The following is a 14,747-nucleotide window of genomic DNA, read 5'->3' on the forward strand; positions in this document are numbered from 1 at the left end:
GCCGCACGGGTCCATGAGTCGGATTCATGAATCGCACGCTCCTAGAATCGAAGAGGCATCCGCCATCCCATCCATGCCGCGCGAGAACCTCAACGACCTCCTTGCCTTCCTGGCCGTGGCGCAGGACCGCAGCTTCACCCGTGCGGCGGCCCGGCTCGGTGTGTCTCAGTCGGCGCTCAGCCACACCATCCGCAGCCTCGAGGAGCGGCTGGGCGTGCGCCTGCTGACCCGGACCACGCGCAGCGTCTCGCCGACCGAGGCCGGGGAACGACTGATGCAGACCGTGGCGCCGCGGCTTGAAGAAATCGAGGCCGAGATCAGCGCCGTCAGCGACCTGGGCGAGCGGCCTTCAGGCACCGTGCGGATCACCGCCATCGACCACGTGATCGACTCGGTGCTGTGGCCGCGCCTTGCCCCGGTGCTGGAGAAGTACCCGGACGTCCGGGTGGAGATCAGCTCCGACTACCGGCTGATCGACGTCGCGGCCGAGCGCTACGACATCGGCGTGCGCTACGGCGACCAGGTCGAGAAGGACATGGTGGCGGTGCGGCTCACGCCCGATGTGCCCATGACCATCGTGGCCGCGCCGCGCTACTTCGAGACCCACCCCGTCCCGGTGCGTGTGCAGGATCTGGTGCGGCACAACTGCATCACGCTGCGGCTCGCCGGCGGCGGCATCTACGCCTGGGAACTGCGCGATGGCGGTCGCGAGGTCGAGGCGCGCGTCACCGGGCAAGTCACCTTCAATGGCGCCTACCAGATGCTCAGCGCGGCGCTCAGCGGCTACGGCCTGGCATTCCTGCCCGAGGAGATGACACAGCCCCATGTTCGAGCTGGCCGGCTGGTGCGAGTGATGGACGATTGCTGCCCCAGCTTCCCGGGCCTGCATGCCTACTACCCGAGCCGCCGGCACTCGTCCCGCGCCCTGCGGATGGTGATCGATGCGATCCGCGCCACGGATTGATTCCCGACTTCAACCAATCATCACTGCTGCAGGCCCGCGAGGGTGCCAAGCCGAGGGCGTCGGATCGATTCGGCGCTGCCAGTTGTCTCAGCGTTGCCGGCTCATGAACGCGAGCATCAGGTCGGTCAGCGCGCGGTCGGCGGTGTTGATCGAATACACCTCGGACATGTGACTGTGTCCGAGCAGCCAGTGAATGCGCGGGCAGCGATTCGCTGCGCACATGGCATCCTGCAGCAGCTTCGCTTGCACCGGGAATTCGGCCGGGTCCAGCTCGGCGAACGCGAACATCAGGGGCACCCGCGTCGAAGCCAGTCCAGGCAGTGCGGATTGCCCGGCGTGTTGCGAACCGTCGTTGCCGAAGTAGGCATTGATCGGCGCGTTCGTCAATCCAGCAGGTACTGCAAACAGGCCCGAGACGATCATCGCGCCGGCGATGCCACCTTCCGGCTGCACGTGGAAGCGCGGATGGGCGACATAGTGCGCGACGTGCGCAGCGCCGGCCGAATGTCCCATGAGGTAGATCCGCGCCGCATCGCCGCCGTGCCCGCGGACGTTGCCATGCACCCACCGCAGCGCCGCGGCGATGTCCTCCTGCGCGGCGGGCCACCGGTGATCCGGCGCGAGTCGGTGAGTCATGTTGACGCCGACCATGCCGCTGGCGACTGCCCACAGCATGATGTTGTCGTAGAAGGGGCTCGTGCCGCTGCGCTTGTTGCCGGCCGTGAAGCCACCGCCATGCACGAACACAAGCACGGGACGCGGCGCGCCTTTCGCCTCCGGCTCGAAGACGTCGAGACGGTGGCGCGCATCCGGCCCGTAGGCGATGTCGCGAGCGACCCTCACGCCGGCATAGGGCTCCTTGCGCGCGAGTGGCGCGTAGAGCGCGGCAGTTCGCGGCGGGTCGACCACGCGTCCCATCTGCCGCAGGCTGGCCTCAACTGCCGGCGGCACCTGGGAGGGCACGTAGTCCGGCGGCGGCGGCACTGCGGCGCAGGAAGCAAGGAGGAGTCCGGCAAGGGCAAGAGCATGGCGCACGGCTGTCCTTTCGCAAGTAACGCTGCAACCTTCTGGAATGTAGCGGTTGTTCCCGAGATCAATCCTGCGGTGAGGTGGTGGAAGTGCAGGGAGACCACTGCGAGAAGCTGCTGCTCCTGCTGGCGGCGCAAGGCTTCAAGGCGAAACGGACCGGGGGGTAGTTCGCGCGGGACTTGTCAGTCGGCTGGTCTGCCCAGTGGGTAGAAAATTGGATGCGGCTTCGGGTCGCAACAGACGAGGACACCGGCGGATTGACGGCTCCGAAGCTGCTGATGCCTCTGCAGAGCCGGAGGTTGCGGTCGAGCTCGGCTGCATGCGGCCGGACAAGCGTCATTCCCACTTCGGCAGCATGCCTCGGACAGCTGCTGAAAGTTCGGTGGGGCTTGTCTCGGGAACATAGTGATCCGCGCCCGGAATTGCGACGGCCTCTATATCGGGCCTGAGCTCCTTCGTCTTCGACCAAGCGCTGCCGCTTAGCATCATGCTGTCGGCGCCATGCACCATCAGAGAAGGCTGGCGGAGTCGTCGGACTTCGTCCTCGAAGTCTTCCCGCATGCCCTCCACCGTGAGTGCCATTGCGTTCCCGTCGGCGAACGGCCGCCACGAGCCATCCGCTGCGACACGATAGCCGTGGCGCGCACGTCGCGCGATCGCGTCCCGCGGCAGCTTGGGATAACGTGCTGCAAGGTAAGACTCGACTTCGCAGAGGTCTGCGAAGGCGCGGTCCCCCGATTTCACGCGCGTGGCCAATGCATCGATCACGGCCGGTTCGATGAAGGGTGAGAAGTCGACCGCGACGATGCCTCGAACATGTTGCGGAAACCGATTGGCGGCGAAAAACGCGTTGCGTGCGCCCAGCGCATGGCCAAGGACGACCGCGGGTCCGATGTCCAGGTGCTCAATGAGGTCCGCGACGTCGCCCGCGAAATCCAGCGCGCGGTAACTTCCGGGTCTGCCACTTCGGCCGTGGCCGCGCTGGTCGATGCTCACGGCGCGGAAGTCTGGCGCAAGCATCGTCATAACGGGTTCGAAGACGTAAGCATTGGCGCTAATCCCATGCAGACACACGAGGGGAATGCCTGCGCCCTGTGCTATGGCGAAGATAGAAGTGCCGCGGAGCTGGAAGACCTGTTCTTGCATCTTCGAATCATCCGGTACATTTTGGATGGATTAGCTTTTCCGGAGTGTCTTCGATGGCTATGGAGCTCAACTCAGTCACGCTGGCTCTGCCCCACATCAAGCTGCACGCGGTCGAAGCGGGCGAGGGCCAGCTCGCCCTGATGTTCCACGGGATCACGGCCAACGCACACGTGTTCGAGCCCATGATCAGACAGCTCGCGCCGTACTTTCGCTGCCTGGCGTTTGACCAGCGCGGCCATGGGCGCTCGGATAAGCCGGCGGCAGGCTATGACGCCTCGGATTTTGCGGAAGACATCGCTGCCATCATTCGCCATCTTGGCCACGGTCCGGCGCTGCTGATTGGCCACTCGCTTGGATCCCGCAACGCCATCGAAGCCGCCGCCAGGCACCCCGAGCTGATCAGCGGCGTAATCGGGATCGAATTCATCCCGTTTATTGAAGAGCAGGTTCTCGACGACTTGGCCGCGCGTGTGGGCGGCGGCGACAGGATCTTTGCGTCGGTTGAGGAGATCGAGGAATACCTTGCTGGCCGCTATCCGCTGATGCCTGCCGACGCCGTAGCGAGGCGTGCGCGTTATGGCTACCTCAAGACAGATGCGGGTTGGCGCCCGCTCGCCGATCCGAAGGCAATGGCCGCTACGGCCGCTGGGCTGCGGGGAGACATGGAGCCCGCATTCCGCGCCAACAAGGTTCCCACCTTACTCATTCGAGGTTCGCTGTCCAAGTTGGTGACGGTCGAGGCTTGGCGTCGGGCCACGTCGGCGCGTCCCGACCTGAAGGCGCTCGAATTGCCGAACGCCGACCACTACGTACCGGAAGAAATCCCGGATCGCGTGGTGGAGGAAATCATGTCGTTCGCGCGCGCCGCGGCAATCATCGAATAGCTGTCACTCCACCTTGATGTTGGCGTCCTTCACGACCTTAGTCCACTTGGTGATCTCGGAGCGAAGGAAGGCCTCGAACGCCTGGGGTGTGCTGCCGACAGGTTCGGTGCCGAGTGCCGCGAACCGCTCGCGAATCTCGGGCATGGCCAGCACACGTGCCACCTCGCGTTGCCAGCGTTGGACGATCTCGGGCGGCGTGCGCGCCGGGAGGAAAAGCCCATTGAAATCGTAAATCTCGTAGCCGCTCAAGCCCGCTTCCGCGATCGTGGGCAGTTCCGGCATGGACTGCGCTCGCGTCGATCCCGTCACGGCAAGTGGCTTGAGCCTGCCCGCCTTGATGTGCGGCGTGGCAGAAGACAGGAGCGCGAAGAAGACGGGCACCTGGCCGGCGACCACGTCGGCCAGCGCAGGGCCACCACCCTTGTACGGGACATGCACGAGATCGAGGCCCGTGCGCATCTTGAACATCTCTGCCGCGAGATGCTGGGCTGAACCGTTTCCGGAAGACGCAACCGCCAGCGGTGGCGTTTGCCCCTTGGCATAGGCGATGAACTCCCTAACGTTGTTCACGGGCACCGAGGGATGGACCACCAGCACGTTAGGCGCCTGCATCACCTGCGTCACGGGCACAAGGTCCTTGAGCGGCTCGTACGGCATCTTGGGGTACAGAGCCGGGTTCACTGCATGGGTCGTAATGTCCAACAGGATCGTGTAGCCGTCTGCCGGCTGGCGTGCGACATACTCGCCAGCGATCATGCCGGAAGCACCGGGCCTGTTCTCCACCACAACGTTCTGGCCGAGGCCCTCCGACAGCTTCGGGGCAATGAGCCTGGCCGTGACGTCGGCCCCGCCGCCCGGCGAGGTGCTCAAGATCAACCGGATGGGCTTGTTGGGAAATTGAGCGTGTGCCGCGCCGACGGCGAACGTCAGCAGCAGGAGAAACCGGAAGATTGCTTTCATTCGTCGAGTCTAATCAGTGGCAATCAAGTGCGTCTAGCAGGGCTCCTCGTACGGGAGCCTAGACAATAGATCACAGGAAACCCGGCGGTAACGATGCATCATTACGTGACACCAGCCAACGTCGAGCAGCGGGTACTTCGCCGGCTTGGAAAGCGACACGCCATCGGTCGCTTCGATGCCTCGCGCACCGCGCTCGTCATCATCGACATGCAGAACTACTACGTTGCCGAGGGGTTTCCCTCGGGGAGTGCGCAGGCGCGAGGCATCGTTCCCAATATCAACCGCATGAGCTCTGCCATACGGGCTGCAGGCGCCAAGGTCATCTGGGTGCTCACGGGCTCGTCGAAGGCGATGGAGTTCTGGCCCAATCACCACATCCACAATCTCTCGCCCGAGAACGCGGCCCGTCGCATCGCCAGCCTTGCCGAAGGTGGCGAGGGGCACAGGATTTATCCGGAGCTCGAGGTGCACCCGACAGACATACTCACCAGCAAGGTGATGTACAGCGCGATGCTTCCGGGCCCCTCTTCCAATCTGCTCGACACCCTGGCGGAGCACGGCATCGACACGCTGCTTATCGCGGGTACCAAGACCAACGTGTGCTGCGAATCTACCGCGCGCGACGCGTACATGCTCGACTTCCGGGTGGCAATGCTTTCGGACTGCACGGCCACATCGAGCGACGAGGAGCATGCCGCCACTCTCAATACCTTCCAGCTTTTTTTTGGCGACGTCATGAATTTCGACGACGTTGCCGCGCGCCTCGAGCCCCCAGCGAGACCGACATGACAAGCCCCTCCCTGAGCTACTTCCGCTTCCGCCGCTGGCATACGTACACTGAGGAAACGCTCGCCAATGAAGCGGGCGTGCCTGCCGACGGCAAGCCCGTGCGCAAGATTGTGCTGGGCGCCGTCATTCGCAATCCCTATGCCGGCAGCAACTCCATACAAGCGCTGGACGAGGTTGTACAGCACTCCGCCGCGCTAGGCGTGGAGTTCGGCCGGCGCCTGAACGCCTTGCTGGGCGACGACAGGCCCGAAAGCTTCGGCAAGGCCTGCATCGTTGGAACGGCGGGCGAGTATGAGCACGGCAATGCGTTTCTGACGGCCACTTTCGCGGACCCGCTGCGCGAAGCTCTAGGCGGGGGCAAGGCTTGGATCGCCTCGACTGGGAAGCGCGGCGTGCCAGGCACCACCATCGACATCCCGCTGGCCCACAAGGACGCGCTGTATGTGCGATCACATTACGACACTGTGACGGTCAGCTTCCCCGACGGTCCGAACCCGGATGAAGTGCTAATCCTGTTCGCGGTGGCAACGCGTGGACGGCTGCACGCGCGACTCGGCGGCATCCAGGCGGAGAGAATTCAGGGCAAGGACGGGCTGCGCTGAGTGCTCAGGAGATTTGCTGCGGACGTCTCGCGCAGAGACCGCCTCCCTATTCCGAAGAGGCGGGCCTGAGGGCCACGTAACGCATCATTTGCCTATCCGCGCCGCTCACGTGGCCGCGACAAGAGCGTCGGACTGAGACTCCGTCGGTTGGCGGGCAGGGGAGTGCGGCGCTAGTCCCGACTTGCCGATGTCTGCTATCGGCCAATAGCGGACGTGGACTCGCAGAGTTATCGCTGAGGGGCAGCCAAACGGCCCCCCGGCATTCGCTCGATGAAATGGCTTCAGATGTCCGTTCGCTCTTTCGCGACCTCGCGCCGCTGCTCCATGTTGAAGCGCTTGTCATAAATCGGCCGCCCCCCGGTCGTCGGTCCGGGGTACTGGACGATCACCATCAAGCCACCGGTCTCCGTCCGCAGCTCCTCCTCGCAATGGGGATCGCCGTGGAAGAACATGGTGCCGGGCCCATGCGTCTTGCCGCCAACCGTGAACTCGCCCTCGAGCACGTACCAGACCTGCGCGAAGTCGTGGCGATGCCAGGGATGGTAGGAACCCTTCTCGAAACGCAGCAGGCCGGCGTTCGGCTCGGTCGGGTTTTCGGGTCGCGGGTGGAAGAGCATCTTGCCGGTCTCGCCGGGCCAGCGAATGGTTTCCCATTCGATGTCGTCGATGTGGCGCACGGTGGGCGGCGGATCGGTGCGGTCGCCAGGTTTCTGGGCTAAGTCCATCGATTGCTCCTTGTTGATTGGTGGAGTCACTTGCGCACCAGCGCGCACTCGCTCGTGGCGAGCGGCTGAAAGACCTGATCAGCCGGGTCGGTGGCCAGGACCTTGTAGTAGTCCCAAGGCCCCTTGGAATCTGCAGGCTTCTTCACTTCCACCAGGTACATGTCGTGCATGACTTGGCCGTCTTCGCGCACGCGGCCGTTGGCCGTGTAGGCGTCACGGATTGGCAGTTCCTTCATCTTCTTGGCGACGCGGTCGCCGTCATCACTGCCCGCAGCTTCGACGGCCTTCAGGAAGTGCCGGACGCTGGAGTACACGCCCGCCTGGGTCATCGTCGGCATTGCCTTGCGGCGCTCGAAGAACTTGCGGGCCCAGGCGCGCGAGTTGTCGTCACGGTCCCAGTAGAAAGCGGTGAGGAACTGCAACCCTTGCGAGGTCTTCAAGCCCAGGCTGTGCACGTCGTTGACGAACACCGAGGGCGCCGCGAGCAGCTGGTTGCGCGTCAAGCCGAATTCGCCCGCCTGCTTGATGGCCGTGGTCAGGTCCCCACCTGCGCTGGCGAAGGCGACGACCTTGGCCTTCGAAGCCTGCGCCTGGAGCAGGAACGAGCTCATGTCCGAGGCGTTCAGCGGATGCCGGACCTCGCCGACCACCTTGCCGCCCGCGGCCATCACGGTCTTGCGGATGTCGGCGGCGAAGGCGTGCCCGAAAGCGTAGTCGACGGTGACCAGGAACCAGGTGTCCGCACCCCGCTCGGTGAGCAGCTTGGCCAGTCCGTGGCCGTTGCTGTAGCTGTTGTAGACCCACTGGCTCGAATAGGGCGTGCACGACTTTCCGGTGAACTGCGTCGATGCGGCTGTGACGAGCGTGATCTTCTTGCGTTCGGTCGCCAGCGCTTGCACGGCCAGGCCGACGCTCGAGTTCGAGAAATCGGCGATCGCATCCACGCCGTCGCGGTCCATCCAAGTCCGTGCGATGGTCGCGCCCACGTCGGCCTTGTTCTGGTGGTCGCCCGACACCAGTTCGACCTTCACGCCATTGACCTTGCCGCCGAACTCCTCGATGGCCCGGCCGCGAGGGCACGGGGTCGGCTACGCCCTGCGCCTGCCCCTCGGTTCGCCATTGCGGGCGTAGCGGCGCGCACGAAGCGCGGGAAACTGGCTGATCATCAATTCGCGCAGCCACATGTTGGACGGATCGTTCTGCGCGCTGCGGTGCCAGAACAGGTTCACCTGGAACGTGGGCGGCACGAAGGGCATCGGGAGCTCCTGGATGCCGCCGTAATTTCGGACGAAATCGGCGAGCGCTTGCGGCACGATCGCCACGGCGTCGGTTTCGGCGACGACGATCGGCACGCTCATGAAATGCGGCGTTCGCAGCAGCACCTTGAGGCGGATGCGCTTTTCCCGCAGGAACTGGTCGAAGACCTCCTGGCTGCGGCCGGGCGCCTCCACCACGATGTGGCCCAGTTGCGCGTACTGCTCGACCGTCAACGGCTCGCTGGCAGCCGGGTGCCCCACGCGCGCGATCGAGCTGAACGAGTGCAAGCCGACCCGCCGCTGGATCACCTGCGTGCCACGGATATCCGGAAAGAACCCCGCCGCCAGGTCCACTTCGCCCGAGGCCATCGCTTCCTCGAGTTCCCGCGGCGGCATCACGACCGTGCGCAGGGAAATGCCGGGAGCCGTGTACTGGATGCTTCGAATGGCGAGTGGAAGGTAGATGCCTTCGCCGATGTCCGAGAGCGCCAGCCGGAACTCCTTTGTCGAGGTTGCCGGGTCGAACTGCGGTGGCGCAAGCAGATCCTTGTCGAGCGTCTGCAGGATTTGCCGGACCGGCCCGATGAGGGCCCGCGCGCGCCGGGTGGGTTCCATTCCGCCCGTGGTTCGTGTGAAAAGGGGATCCTGCAGCTGCTCTCGCAGCCTCATCAGCGCAGTGCTGAGTCCCGGCTGGCTCATGTCGAGTTCGCGGGCCGCAACGCTGACGCTGCCACTCTGGTAGATGCACGCAAAGACGCGCAGCAGCTTGGTGTCGAGGTTGCGCGGAGGGTCCATCCCGCGTTTGTATCTCGAATCGCGATCTGCTGTATCTCCCGCATCCCATTGCCCGATTCACGCGGGGATCCAAGAATGCGGTGTCACCTCCACCTGGACCCGCTTCCACCATGCACTCCGCACACACCTGCCCTGCCGTCGCGCCATCGATCCCATCGGCGAAAGCCCAGCCGCCGGAGGACTTCCGCTGGCCGGAAGGCGGCGTTTCACGCGTTCCGTTCCAAGTGTTCTCCGACCCTGCCATCTACGCCATGGAGCAGGAACGAATCTTCCGGGGGCCGGTGTGGCACTACCTCTGCATGGAGTTGGAGGTTGGAAAGCGTGGCGACATCAAGACGACGTGGCTGGGGGAAACCCCGATCATCGTGACCCGCGACGCGGACGGAATCGTCCACGCGATGATCAATCGCTGCGCGCACAAAGGCGCACTCGTGTGCCTGAAGGACCGGGACAACCGGGAGTCGCTCACCTGCGTGTACCACGCCTGGAACTACGGGCTCGACGGCCGGCTGAAGACCGTCGCGTTCCAGAACGGCCTTCGCGGCAAGGGCGGCATGCCGGAGGATTTCGACCCTTCCAGGCACCGGCTGGAACCCCTGCGCGTCGAGGTCTACTGCGGCATGGTTTTCGGGACGTACTCCGCAGAAACCGAGCCGCTGCACGACTTCCTCGGTGACAGCACCCGCGCCTTCATGGAACGCAACATGAAGCATCCGCTGAAGATCCTCGGCGTCCACAGCCAGATGATCCACAACAACTGGAAGCTTTACGCGGAGAACGTGCGCGACTCCTACCACGCGACGCTGCTGCACACGTTCTATACGACGTTCAAGGTCAACCGCCTCGACATGGACGGCGGCATCGTGCTGTCGGACAAGAAGTGGCACCACATCAGCTATTCCAAGCGTGCCACGCTCCAGGCCGCCGCGGAGTACAAGGAGGCCAACGTCCATTCGGCGAAGTTCGACTCCGACCTGGAAGGGCCCGAACTGCTCAAGGCCTGGGAAGGCTTCGACGACGGCATCACGCACAGCATCCAGACGGTCTTCCCGACCCTGGTGATGCAGCTCACGCTGAACTCGCTTGCCGTGCGTTTCTTCGTTCCGCGCGGGGTCGACAAGACGGAGCTGTTCTGGGTCTTCCTGGGCTACGAGACGGACACCCCGGAGCAGGAGCACATGCGGGTCATGCAGGGCAACCTGACTGGCGCCGCCGGGCTGGTCGCCCTGGAAGACGGCTGCATCAACTCATTCGTGCAGCGGGGCACCGCCACCAGCCCCGACCGGGCCGCCTTCATCGAGATGGGGGGCCGTGTCGCCGAATCCAACGAATCTTCCCGCGCGACCGAGGCGGCCGTGCGCGGCTTCTGGCACGGCTACCGCAACATCATGGGGTTCTGACATGCTGATGAAATCGAAGTCGCCCGGCGAGCAGATCGAGCAGTTGCTGCGGGACTACTGCCACGCTCTGGACGAAGGCCAGGTCGACCGCTGGACCGGATTCTTCCTGGACGACGCCGTCTACCAGATCACGACGCGGGAGAACATCGCCGCGAACTATCCCCTGGGCATCATCAACTGCCAGGGGCGCGGGATGATGGAGGACCGCATCAAGGCCTTGCAGACCGCCAACATCTTCGAGAGCCACACGTACTGCCATGTCACGGGGCCGCTGGACGTGCGCGAGGAGTTCGAGGGCCGCCATACCGTGCGGTCCAACTTCGTCGTCTACCGCACGATGTACACGGGCCAGGCGGAACTGTTCGCCAGCGGCAAGTACCTCGACGTGGTGGACACCAGCAGCGGTGCCGCCCTGTTCGCGGAGCGCATCGTGGTCATCGATTCACGGTGCATCGACACCCTTCTGGTGTATCCGCTCTGACGCGGCAAGCCAGCACCAGACAATCAGGAGACAAGCATGCAAACGATCCGTCGTCGTGCCTTCGTGGCAATGGCTGCCGCTGCTTGCGTGGCCGGCCCCGGCGTGGCCAAGGCGCAGTCCGGCTGGCCCGAGAAGCCGATCCGCATCATCGTTCCCTACGCGCCCGGGGGGATCGCCGACCTGGGGGCGCGCATCATCCAGCCCATCCTGCAGAAGGAACTGGGCCAGCCGATCGTCATCGAGAACAAGCCCGGCGCCAGCGGCAGCCTGGCCACCGAGTTCGTCGCGCGCGCGGCGCCCGACGGCTACACGCTGCTGCTCGCACTCGCGGCGCCCCAGACCCTGAACCAGTTCATCTACAAGGTGAACTACGACGGCCTGAAGGACTTCGCGCCGATCACGCTCATCAACACCAATCCGATGGTGCTGATGGCGCACCCGAGCTTGCCGGTGCGCACTGTCAGGGAGCTGATCGCCTACGCCAAGGAGCACCCAGGCAAGCTCAACTTCGCAGGCGCCGGTGGATTCACGCAGTTCAGCGGCGAGATCTTCAAGCAGATGGCAGGCATCGACATGGTGCACGTGCCGTACCGGGGAGGCGCGCCCGCCGTCGCCGCTGCGGCGGCCGGCGACGTGCAACTGACGTTCGCCAACTACTCGGATGCACTCACCTGGATGCGGTCCGGAAAGCTGCGGCCGATCGCCTTGACGAGCGCCAAGCGCTTCCCGCAGTCACCCGAGGTCCCGACGATCGCCGAGTCCGGCCTGCCGGGCTACGAAGTCAACGGGTGGAGCGGCCTGCTCGCGCCAGCCGGAACTCCCCCGGCCATCGTCGACCGCGTGGCCGCTGCCGTGCGCAAGGGATACGAGGACCCGGCCGTACGCAAGCGCTGGGCGGACATCGGTGCCGAGCCCGGCGGCAATTCGCCCGCCGAGTTCCGGGCCATGATCGACGCCGATATGCAGAAGTGGTCAGAGTTCGTCAAGCGCACGGGCATCAAGGTCGCGCAATGACGCAAGCCGGTACGGGCATGACTCAGATCCTGGTGGATGCGAGATGGCTGGCGGCGCGGCTGGACGCCCCTGATGTATGTGTGCTCGACGTCAGCTGGCACCAGCCCGCAACGGGCCGGAATGCTCGCGCCGAGTTCGAACGCGCGCACATTCCGGGCGCACGCTTCTTCGATCTGGCCGGGGCGGCCGATCCCGACGCGCGGCTGTCGCACACGCTGCCGGGCCCGAACCATCTGGCCGCCTGTGCGGCTGCGGTGGGTGCGCGGCGCGACCGCCGTATCGTGCTGTACGACTCGGCGGGTCTGGCGCCGTCTGCCCGCGTGTGGTGGATGCTGTCCACGTACGGCTTTCGCGAGGTCCACGTGCTCGATGGTGGTCTTGCGGCATGGGAGCGGGCGGGATTTCCGCTGGCGCAAGGGCCCGTGGCCGACCTTCGGGAAGCGCCGGAACAGCTCTCGCCGCCCAACCCGAAAAGGGTTGCAGATTTCGCGCGGGTCAAGCAGGCGGCGCAGGAGGGCCAGCTGATCCTGGATGCGCGCTCCGCCGCACGCTACCGTGGCGAGGCACCGGAGCCGCTCGCAGGCATTCGCAGCGGGCACATTCCGGGCAGCCGGAACCTTCCCTACCAGGAGCTGCTGGCTGGCGACGGAACCCTGCTTCCCATCTCGCTGCTGCGGCAGCGGCTGCAGGCAGCCGGAGTGACGAAAGAGGCGCCGGTGGTGTGCAGTTGCGGCTCGGGGGTGACCGCATGCGTGCTCGCCCTCGCGCTCGAGTCGATTGGCCATCCCGACGTTGCCGTGTACGACGGCTCGTGGTCGGAATGGGCACAGAGAACAAGCTTGGAGCAAACGGCATGATTTTCGAACTGAAGCGCTATGTCGCCCACGATGGCAAGGCCGAGGCGCTGCAACAGCGCTTTGCAGACAAGACCATTCCGGTGTTCCGCCGGGTAGGCATCGACCTGGTGCAGTGCTGGACAGCACCCGCAGAGCCGGGCGTTTTCTACTACCTGGTCCGCTTTCCGGACGAGGCCGCCAGCAAGCAGGCATGGGCCGCCTTTGCGGCGGATCCCGACTGGAAGGCGGCCAAGGAAGCCAGCGAGAAGGACGGCCCTCTGCTGGCGTCCCAGAGCACCGTGCGCCTGGAGCCCACCAGCTTCTCGCCGCAGCATCATGGGTGAGGCGCGCCAGCATTCCATCGCGAGTGAAGACGCCGTCCTGAGCGTCCTGGACGATGGGGCAGAGAGCCTCCCCTGCGTGCTGCTCGCCCATTCGATCATGGCAGATGCACGCATGTGGGCTCCGCAGGCCGCGCACCTCGTGAAGCAGGGTTTCCGTGTCCTGCGGCTCGAGAGCAGGGGGCATGGGAGAAGCACGCTGGGGAGTACCCGCCTGACCATCGACCGCCTGGCGCGAGACGTGGTGACGGTTCTCGACACGCTCGGACTCGACCGTGCGCACTACGTAGGCCTCTCGCTGGGCGGCATGGTGGGCTTCGCGCTCGGACAGCAGCATTCCGTTCGTCTCGCCAGCCTGGTCATCTGCGATGCGCGCGCCGACTCCCCGCCGGCGTTCGCGCAACCCTGGGATGCGCGGATCGCTCAGGCACGCGAGCAGGGCATGGCCCTCCTGGTGCAACCGACACTGGAGCGCTGGTTCGGCAGCCGGCTCTCTGACCTCGATGCGTCCTCGCACGCGAGCCTTCGGGACTCCATCGCGGGCACCTCGGTGGACGGCTTCATCGCCACCGCGCGCGCTTTGCAGGCCTTCGACTACACGGCGGAACTCCACCGGATGCCATCGCTGTCGACACTGATCGTGGGCGAGAGCGACGGCGTGCTTCCGGACGTGATGGCAAGGCTTGCCGCCGCCATGCCCTTTGCACAGTTGGTCGTTATCCCGTCCGCCGGGCACCTGCCGAACCTGGACCAGCCCCTGCTTTTCAATCAAGCCCTCGATCAGCATTTCCTCCGCGTCGCGCAATGACCCCCACTTGCGTCCATCGGCTGCCGGATCCGGCGTCGTCCACCTGCACCTACCTCCTGGTGGACGAAGCGTCCGCCACCGCCGTGCTGATCGATCCCGTGGAGGAGCAGGTCGAGCGCGACCTCGGTGTGCTCGAGGCAATGCGACTGAGACTGCTGTGGATTCTGGAAACCCACGTCCATGCGGACCACATCACCGGTGCCAGCTCACTGCGTCGACGGACCGGGGCAAGGATTGCGACACCGGCCCGTTGCGGCGTGAGCGGCGCGACGCGGGAGCTGGTCCATGGAGATCGCATCCACTTCGGCAGCAGCCACGTCGAAGCGCTGCACACCCCCGGGCATACCGCAGGCAGCATGTGCTTCTCCTTCCGCTCACCGGACGGGGGACTGCACCTCTTCACGGGCGATACGCTGCTGATCGGCGGCTGCGGGCGCACGGACCTGCAGGGGGGCGACGCCGGTGCCATGTACGACAGCATCACGCGCGTGCTCTTCGCTTTTCCCGACGACACTCTGGTCTGGCCCGGCCACGACTACGGCGAGAAGATCCACACGACGATTGGAACAGAGCGGACATCCAATCCGCGCGTGAGCGGTCGAACGCGGGATGCTTTCCAGCAACTCATGGCAGGCCTTCGACTGCCGCTTCCAAAGCGGCTGGAGGAGGCGGTTCCGGCGAACTTATGTCTGGGCGATCGTGGTCGTTGAACTAAGC

At 65.1% G+C, this 14,747-nt stretch carries 17 protein-coding genes; 11 read left to right on the forward strand and 6 right to left on the reverse strand.

Annotated elements, in window-relative coordinates:
- Positions 1–73: 73 nt before the first annotated feature.
- The gene (locus EZ313_RS03370) at positions 74–964 is read left to right on the forward strand and encodes a LysR family transcriptional regulator (protein WP_135261797.1); all 891 of its coding nucleotides are present in this window, start codon (positions 74–76) and stop codon (positions 962–964) included.
- An 87-nt stretch (positions 965–1,051) separates the two neighbouring features.
- On the opposite strand, the gene EZ313_RS03375 is transcribed toward EZ313_RS03370, so the two are convergent.
- Both EZ313_RS03375 and EZ313_RS03385 read right to left on the reverse strand, forming a co-directional pair.
- The gene (locus EZ313_RS03375; RefSeq protein WP_135263554.1) at positions 1,052–1,882 is read right to left on the reverse strand and encodes an alpha/beta hydrolase; all 831 of its coding nucleotides are present in this window, start codon (positions 1,880–1,882) and stop codon (positions 1,052–1,054) included.
- Positions 1,883–2,329: 447 nt separating this feature from the next.
- Positions 2,330–3,139: an alpha/beta fold hydrolase gene (locus EZ313_RS03385; RefSeq protein WP_135261798.1), complete on the reverse strand. Its 810-nt coding sequence runs from the start codon at positions 3,137–3,139 to the stop codon at positions 2,330–2,332.
- A 53-nt stretch (positions 3,140–3,192) separates the two neighbouring features.
- Between EZ313_RS03385 and EZ313_RS03390 the strand changes: the two genes are divergently transcribed.
- The gene (locus tag EZ313_RS03390; protein ID WP_135261799.1) at positions 3,193–4,023 is read left to right on the forward strand and encodes an alpha/beta fold hydrolase; all 831 of its coding nucleotides are present in this window, start codon (positions 3,193–3,195) and stop codon (positions 4,021–4,023) included.
- Positions 4,024–4,026: 3 nt separating this feature from the next.
- Here EZ313_RS03390 and EZ313_RS03395 read toward each other — a convergent pair whose 3' ends face one another.
- Positions 4,027–4,983 carry a Bug family tripartite tricarboxylate transporter substrate binding protein gene (locus EZ313_RS03395; RefSeq protein WP_135261800.1) on the reverse strand — a complete coding sequence of 319 codons (957 nt, stop codon included), beginning with the start codon at positions 4,981–4,983 and terminating at the stop codon, positions 4,027–4,029.
- A 105-nt stretch (positions 4,984–5,088) separates the two neighbouring features.
- Here EZ313_RS03395 and EZ313_RS03400 point away from each other — a divergent pair, with 105 nt between their 5' ends.
- Both EZ313_RS03400 and EZ313_RS03405 read left to right on the forward strand, forming a co-directional pair.
- Positions 5,089–5,772: an isochorismatase family protein gene (locus tag EZ313_RS03400; protein ID WP_167772489.1), complete on the forward strand. Its 684-nt coding sequence runs from the start codon at positions 5,089–5,091 to the stop codon at positions 5,770–5,772.
- Positions 5,769–6,374 (forward strand): amino acid synthesis family protein, encoded by a 606-nt coding sequence (locus EZ313_RS03405; protein WP_135261802.1) that lies wholly within the window; start codon positions 5,769–5,771, stop codon positions 6,372–6,374. Before EZ313_RS03400 ends, EZ313_RS03405 begins: the two co-directional genes overlap by 4 nt.
- A 281-nt stretch (positions 6,375–6,655) precedes the next feature.
- Here the strand turns inward: EZ313_RS03405 and EZ313_RS03410 are convergent, their stop codons facing one another.
- From EZ313_RS03410 to EZ313_RS03420, 3 genes are read right to left on the reverse strand one after another with little or no spacing between them, the layout of a single operon-like run.
- Positions 6,656–7,099 (reverse strand): cupin domain-containing protein, encoded by a 444-nt coding sequence (locus EZ313_RS03410; protein WP_135261803.1) that lies wholly within the window; start codon positions 7,097–7,099, stop codon positions 6,656–6,658.
- A gap of 26 nt (positions 7,100–7,125) precedes the next feature.
- On the reverse strand, positions 7,126–8,160 hold the full coding sequence (locus tag EZ313_RS03415) for an ABC transporter substrate-binding protein (protein ID WP_135261804.1): 1,035 nt from the start codon (positions 8,158–8,160) through the stop codon (positions 7,126–7,128).
- A 27-nt stretch (positions 8,161–8,187) separates the two neighbouring features.
- Positions 8,188–9,150 (reverse strand): LysR family transcriptional regulator, encoded by a 963-nt coding sequence (locus tag EZ313_RS03420; protein WP_135261805.1) that lies wholly within the window; start codon positions 9,148–9,150, stop codon positions 8,188–8,190.
- Positions 9,151–9,260: 110 nt separating this feature from the next.
- Here EZ313_RS03420 and EZ313_RS03425 point away from each other — a divergent pair, with 110 nt between their 5' ends.
- Genes EZ313_RS03425 through EZ313_RS03455 form a run of 7 tightly spaced genes read left to right on the forward strand, consistent with a single transcriptional unit; the run spans position 9,261 to position 14,740 of the window.
- Positions 9,261–10,550 (forward strand): Rieske 2Fe-2S domain-containing protein, encoded by a 1,290-nt coding sequence (locus EZ313_RS03425; RefSeq protein ID WP_135261806.1) that lies wholly within the window; start codon positions 9,261–9,263, stop codon positions 10,548–10,550.
- 1 nt (position 10,551) lies between these two features.
- On the forward strand, positions 10,552–11,031 hold the full coding sequence (locus EZ313_RS03430; protein WP_135261807.1) for an aromatic-ring-hydroxylating dioxygenase subunit beta: 480 nt from the start codon (positions 10,552–10,554) through the stop codon (positions 11,029–11,031).
- 36 nt (positions 11,032–11,067) lie between these two features.
- On the forward strand, positions 11,068–12,045 hold the full coding sequence (locus EZ313_RS03435; protein ID WP_240788519.1) for a Bug family tripartite tricarboxylate transporter substrate binding protein: 978 nt from the start codon (positions 11,068–11,070) through the stop codon (positions 12,043–12,045).
- Positions 12,046–12,062: 17 nt separating this feature from the next.
- Entirely contained in the window at positions 12,063–12,902 is an 840-nt protein-coding gene (locus EZ313_RS03440; protein WP_167772490.1) for a sulfurtransferase, read from the forward strand.
- On the forward strand, positions 12,899–13,225 hold the full coding sequence (locus EZ313_RS03445) for an NIPSNAP family protein (RefSeq protein ID WP_167772491.1): 327 nt from the start codon (positions 12,899–12,901) through the stop codon (positions 13,223–13,225). The genes EZ313_RS03440 and EZ313_RS03445 overlap by 4 nt, the downstream gene beginning before the upstream one ends.
- Entirely contained in the window at positions 13,218–14,030 is an 813-nt protein-coding gene (locus EZ313_RS03450; RefSeq protein WP_135261810.1) for an alpha/beta fold hydrolase, read from the forward strand. The genes EZ313_RS03445 and EZ313_RS03450 overlap by 8 nt, the downstream gene beginning before the upstream one ends.
- On the forward strand, positions 14,027–14,740 hold the full coding sequence (locus EZ313_RS03455) for an MBL fold metallo-hydrolase (RefSeq protein ID WP_135261811.1): 714 nt from the start codon (positions 14,027–14,029) through the stop codon (positions 14,738–14,740). The genes EZ313_RS03450 and EZ313_RS03455 overlap by 4 nt, the downstream gene beginning before the upstream one ends.
- Positions 14,741–14,747 lie beyond the last annotated feature (7 nt).

This window comes from Ramlibacter henchirensis (genome assembly GCF_004682015.1).
Lineage (GTDB): Bacteria > Pseudomonadota > Gammaproteobacteria > Burkholderiales > Burkholderiaceae_C > Ramlibacter > Ramlibacter henchirensis.

What these genes read in the sequence shown, in the direction of transcription:
- EZ313_RS03370 (WP_135261797.1), top strand. Translation starts at nt 74, where the DNA reads ATGCCGCGCGAGAACCTCAACGACCTCCTTGCCTTCCTGGCCGTGGCG.
- EZ313_RS03375 (WP_135263554.1), bottom strand. Translation starts at nt 1,882, where the DNA reads ATGGGACGCGTGGTCGACCCGCCGCGAACTGCCGCGCTCTACGCGCCA.
- EZ313_RS03385 (WP_135261798.1), bottom strand. Translation starts at nt 3,139, where the DNA reads ATGCAAGAACAGGTCTTCCAGCTCCGCGGCACTTCTATCTTCGCCATA.
- EZ313_RS03390 (WP_135261799.1), top strand. Translation starts at nt 3,193, where the DNA reads ATGGCTATGGAGCTCAACTCAGTCACGCTGGCTCTGCCCCACATCAAG.
- EZ313_RS03395 (WP_135261800.1), bottom strand. Translation starts at nt 4,983, where the DNA reads ATGAAAGCAATCTTCCGGTTTCTCCTGCTGCTGACGTTCGCCGTCGGC.
- EZ313_RS03405 (WP_135261802.1), top strand. Translation starts at nt 5,769, where the DNA reads ATGACAAGCCCCTCCCTGAGCTACTTCCGCTTCCGCCGCTGGCATACG.
- EZ313_RS03410 (WP_135261803.1), bottom strand. Translation starts at nt 7,099, where the DNA reads ATGGACTTAGCCCAGAAACCTGGCGACCGCACCGATCCGCCGCCCACC.
- EZ313_RS03420 (WP_135261805.1), bottom strand. Translation starts at nt 9,150, where the DNA reads ATGGACCCTCCGCGCAACCTCGACACCAAGCTGCTGCGCGTCTTTGCG.
- EZ313_RS03425 (WP_135261806.1), top strand. Translation starts at nt 9,261, where the DNA reads ATGCACTCCGCACACACCTGCCCTGCCGTCGCGCCATCGATCCCATCG.
- EZ313_RS03430 (WP_135261807.1), top strand. Translation starts at nt 10,552, where the DNA reads ATGCTGATGAAATCGAAGTCGCCCGGCGAGCAGATCGAGCAGTTGCTG.
- EZ313_RS03435 (WP_240788519.1), top strand. Translation starts at nt 11,068, where the DNA reads ATGCAAACGATCCGTCGTCGTGCCTTCGTGGCAATGGCTGCCGCTGCT.
- EZ313_RS03440 (WP_167772490.1), top strand. Translation starts at nt 12,063, where the DNA reads ATGACTCAGATCCTGGTGGATGCGAGATGGCTGGCGGCGCGGCTGGAC.
- EZ313_RS03445 (WP_167772491.1), top strand. Translation starts at nt 12,899, where the DNA reads ATGATTTTCGAACTGAAGCGCTATGTCGCCCACGATGGCAAGGCCGAG.
- EZ313_RS03450 (WP_135261810.1), top strand. Translation starts at nt 13,218, where the DNA reads ATGGGTGAGGCGCGCCAGCATTCCATCGCGAGTGAAGACGCCGTCCTG.
- EZ313_RS03455 (WP_135261811.1), top strand. Translation starts at nt 14,027, where the DNA reads ATGACCCCCACTTGCGTCCATCGGCTGCCGGATCCGGCGTCGTCCACC.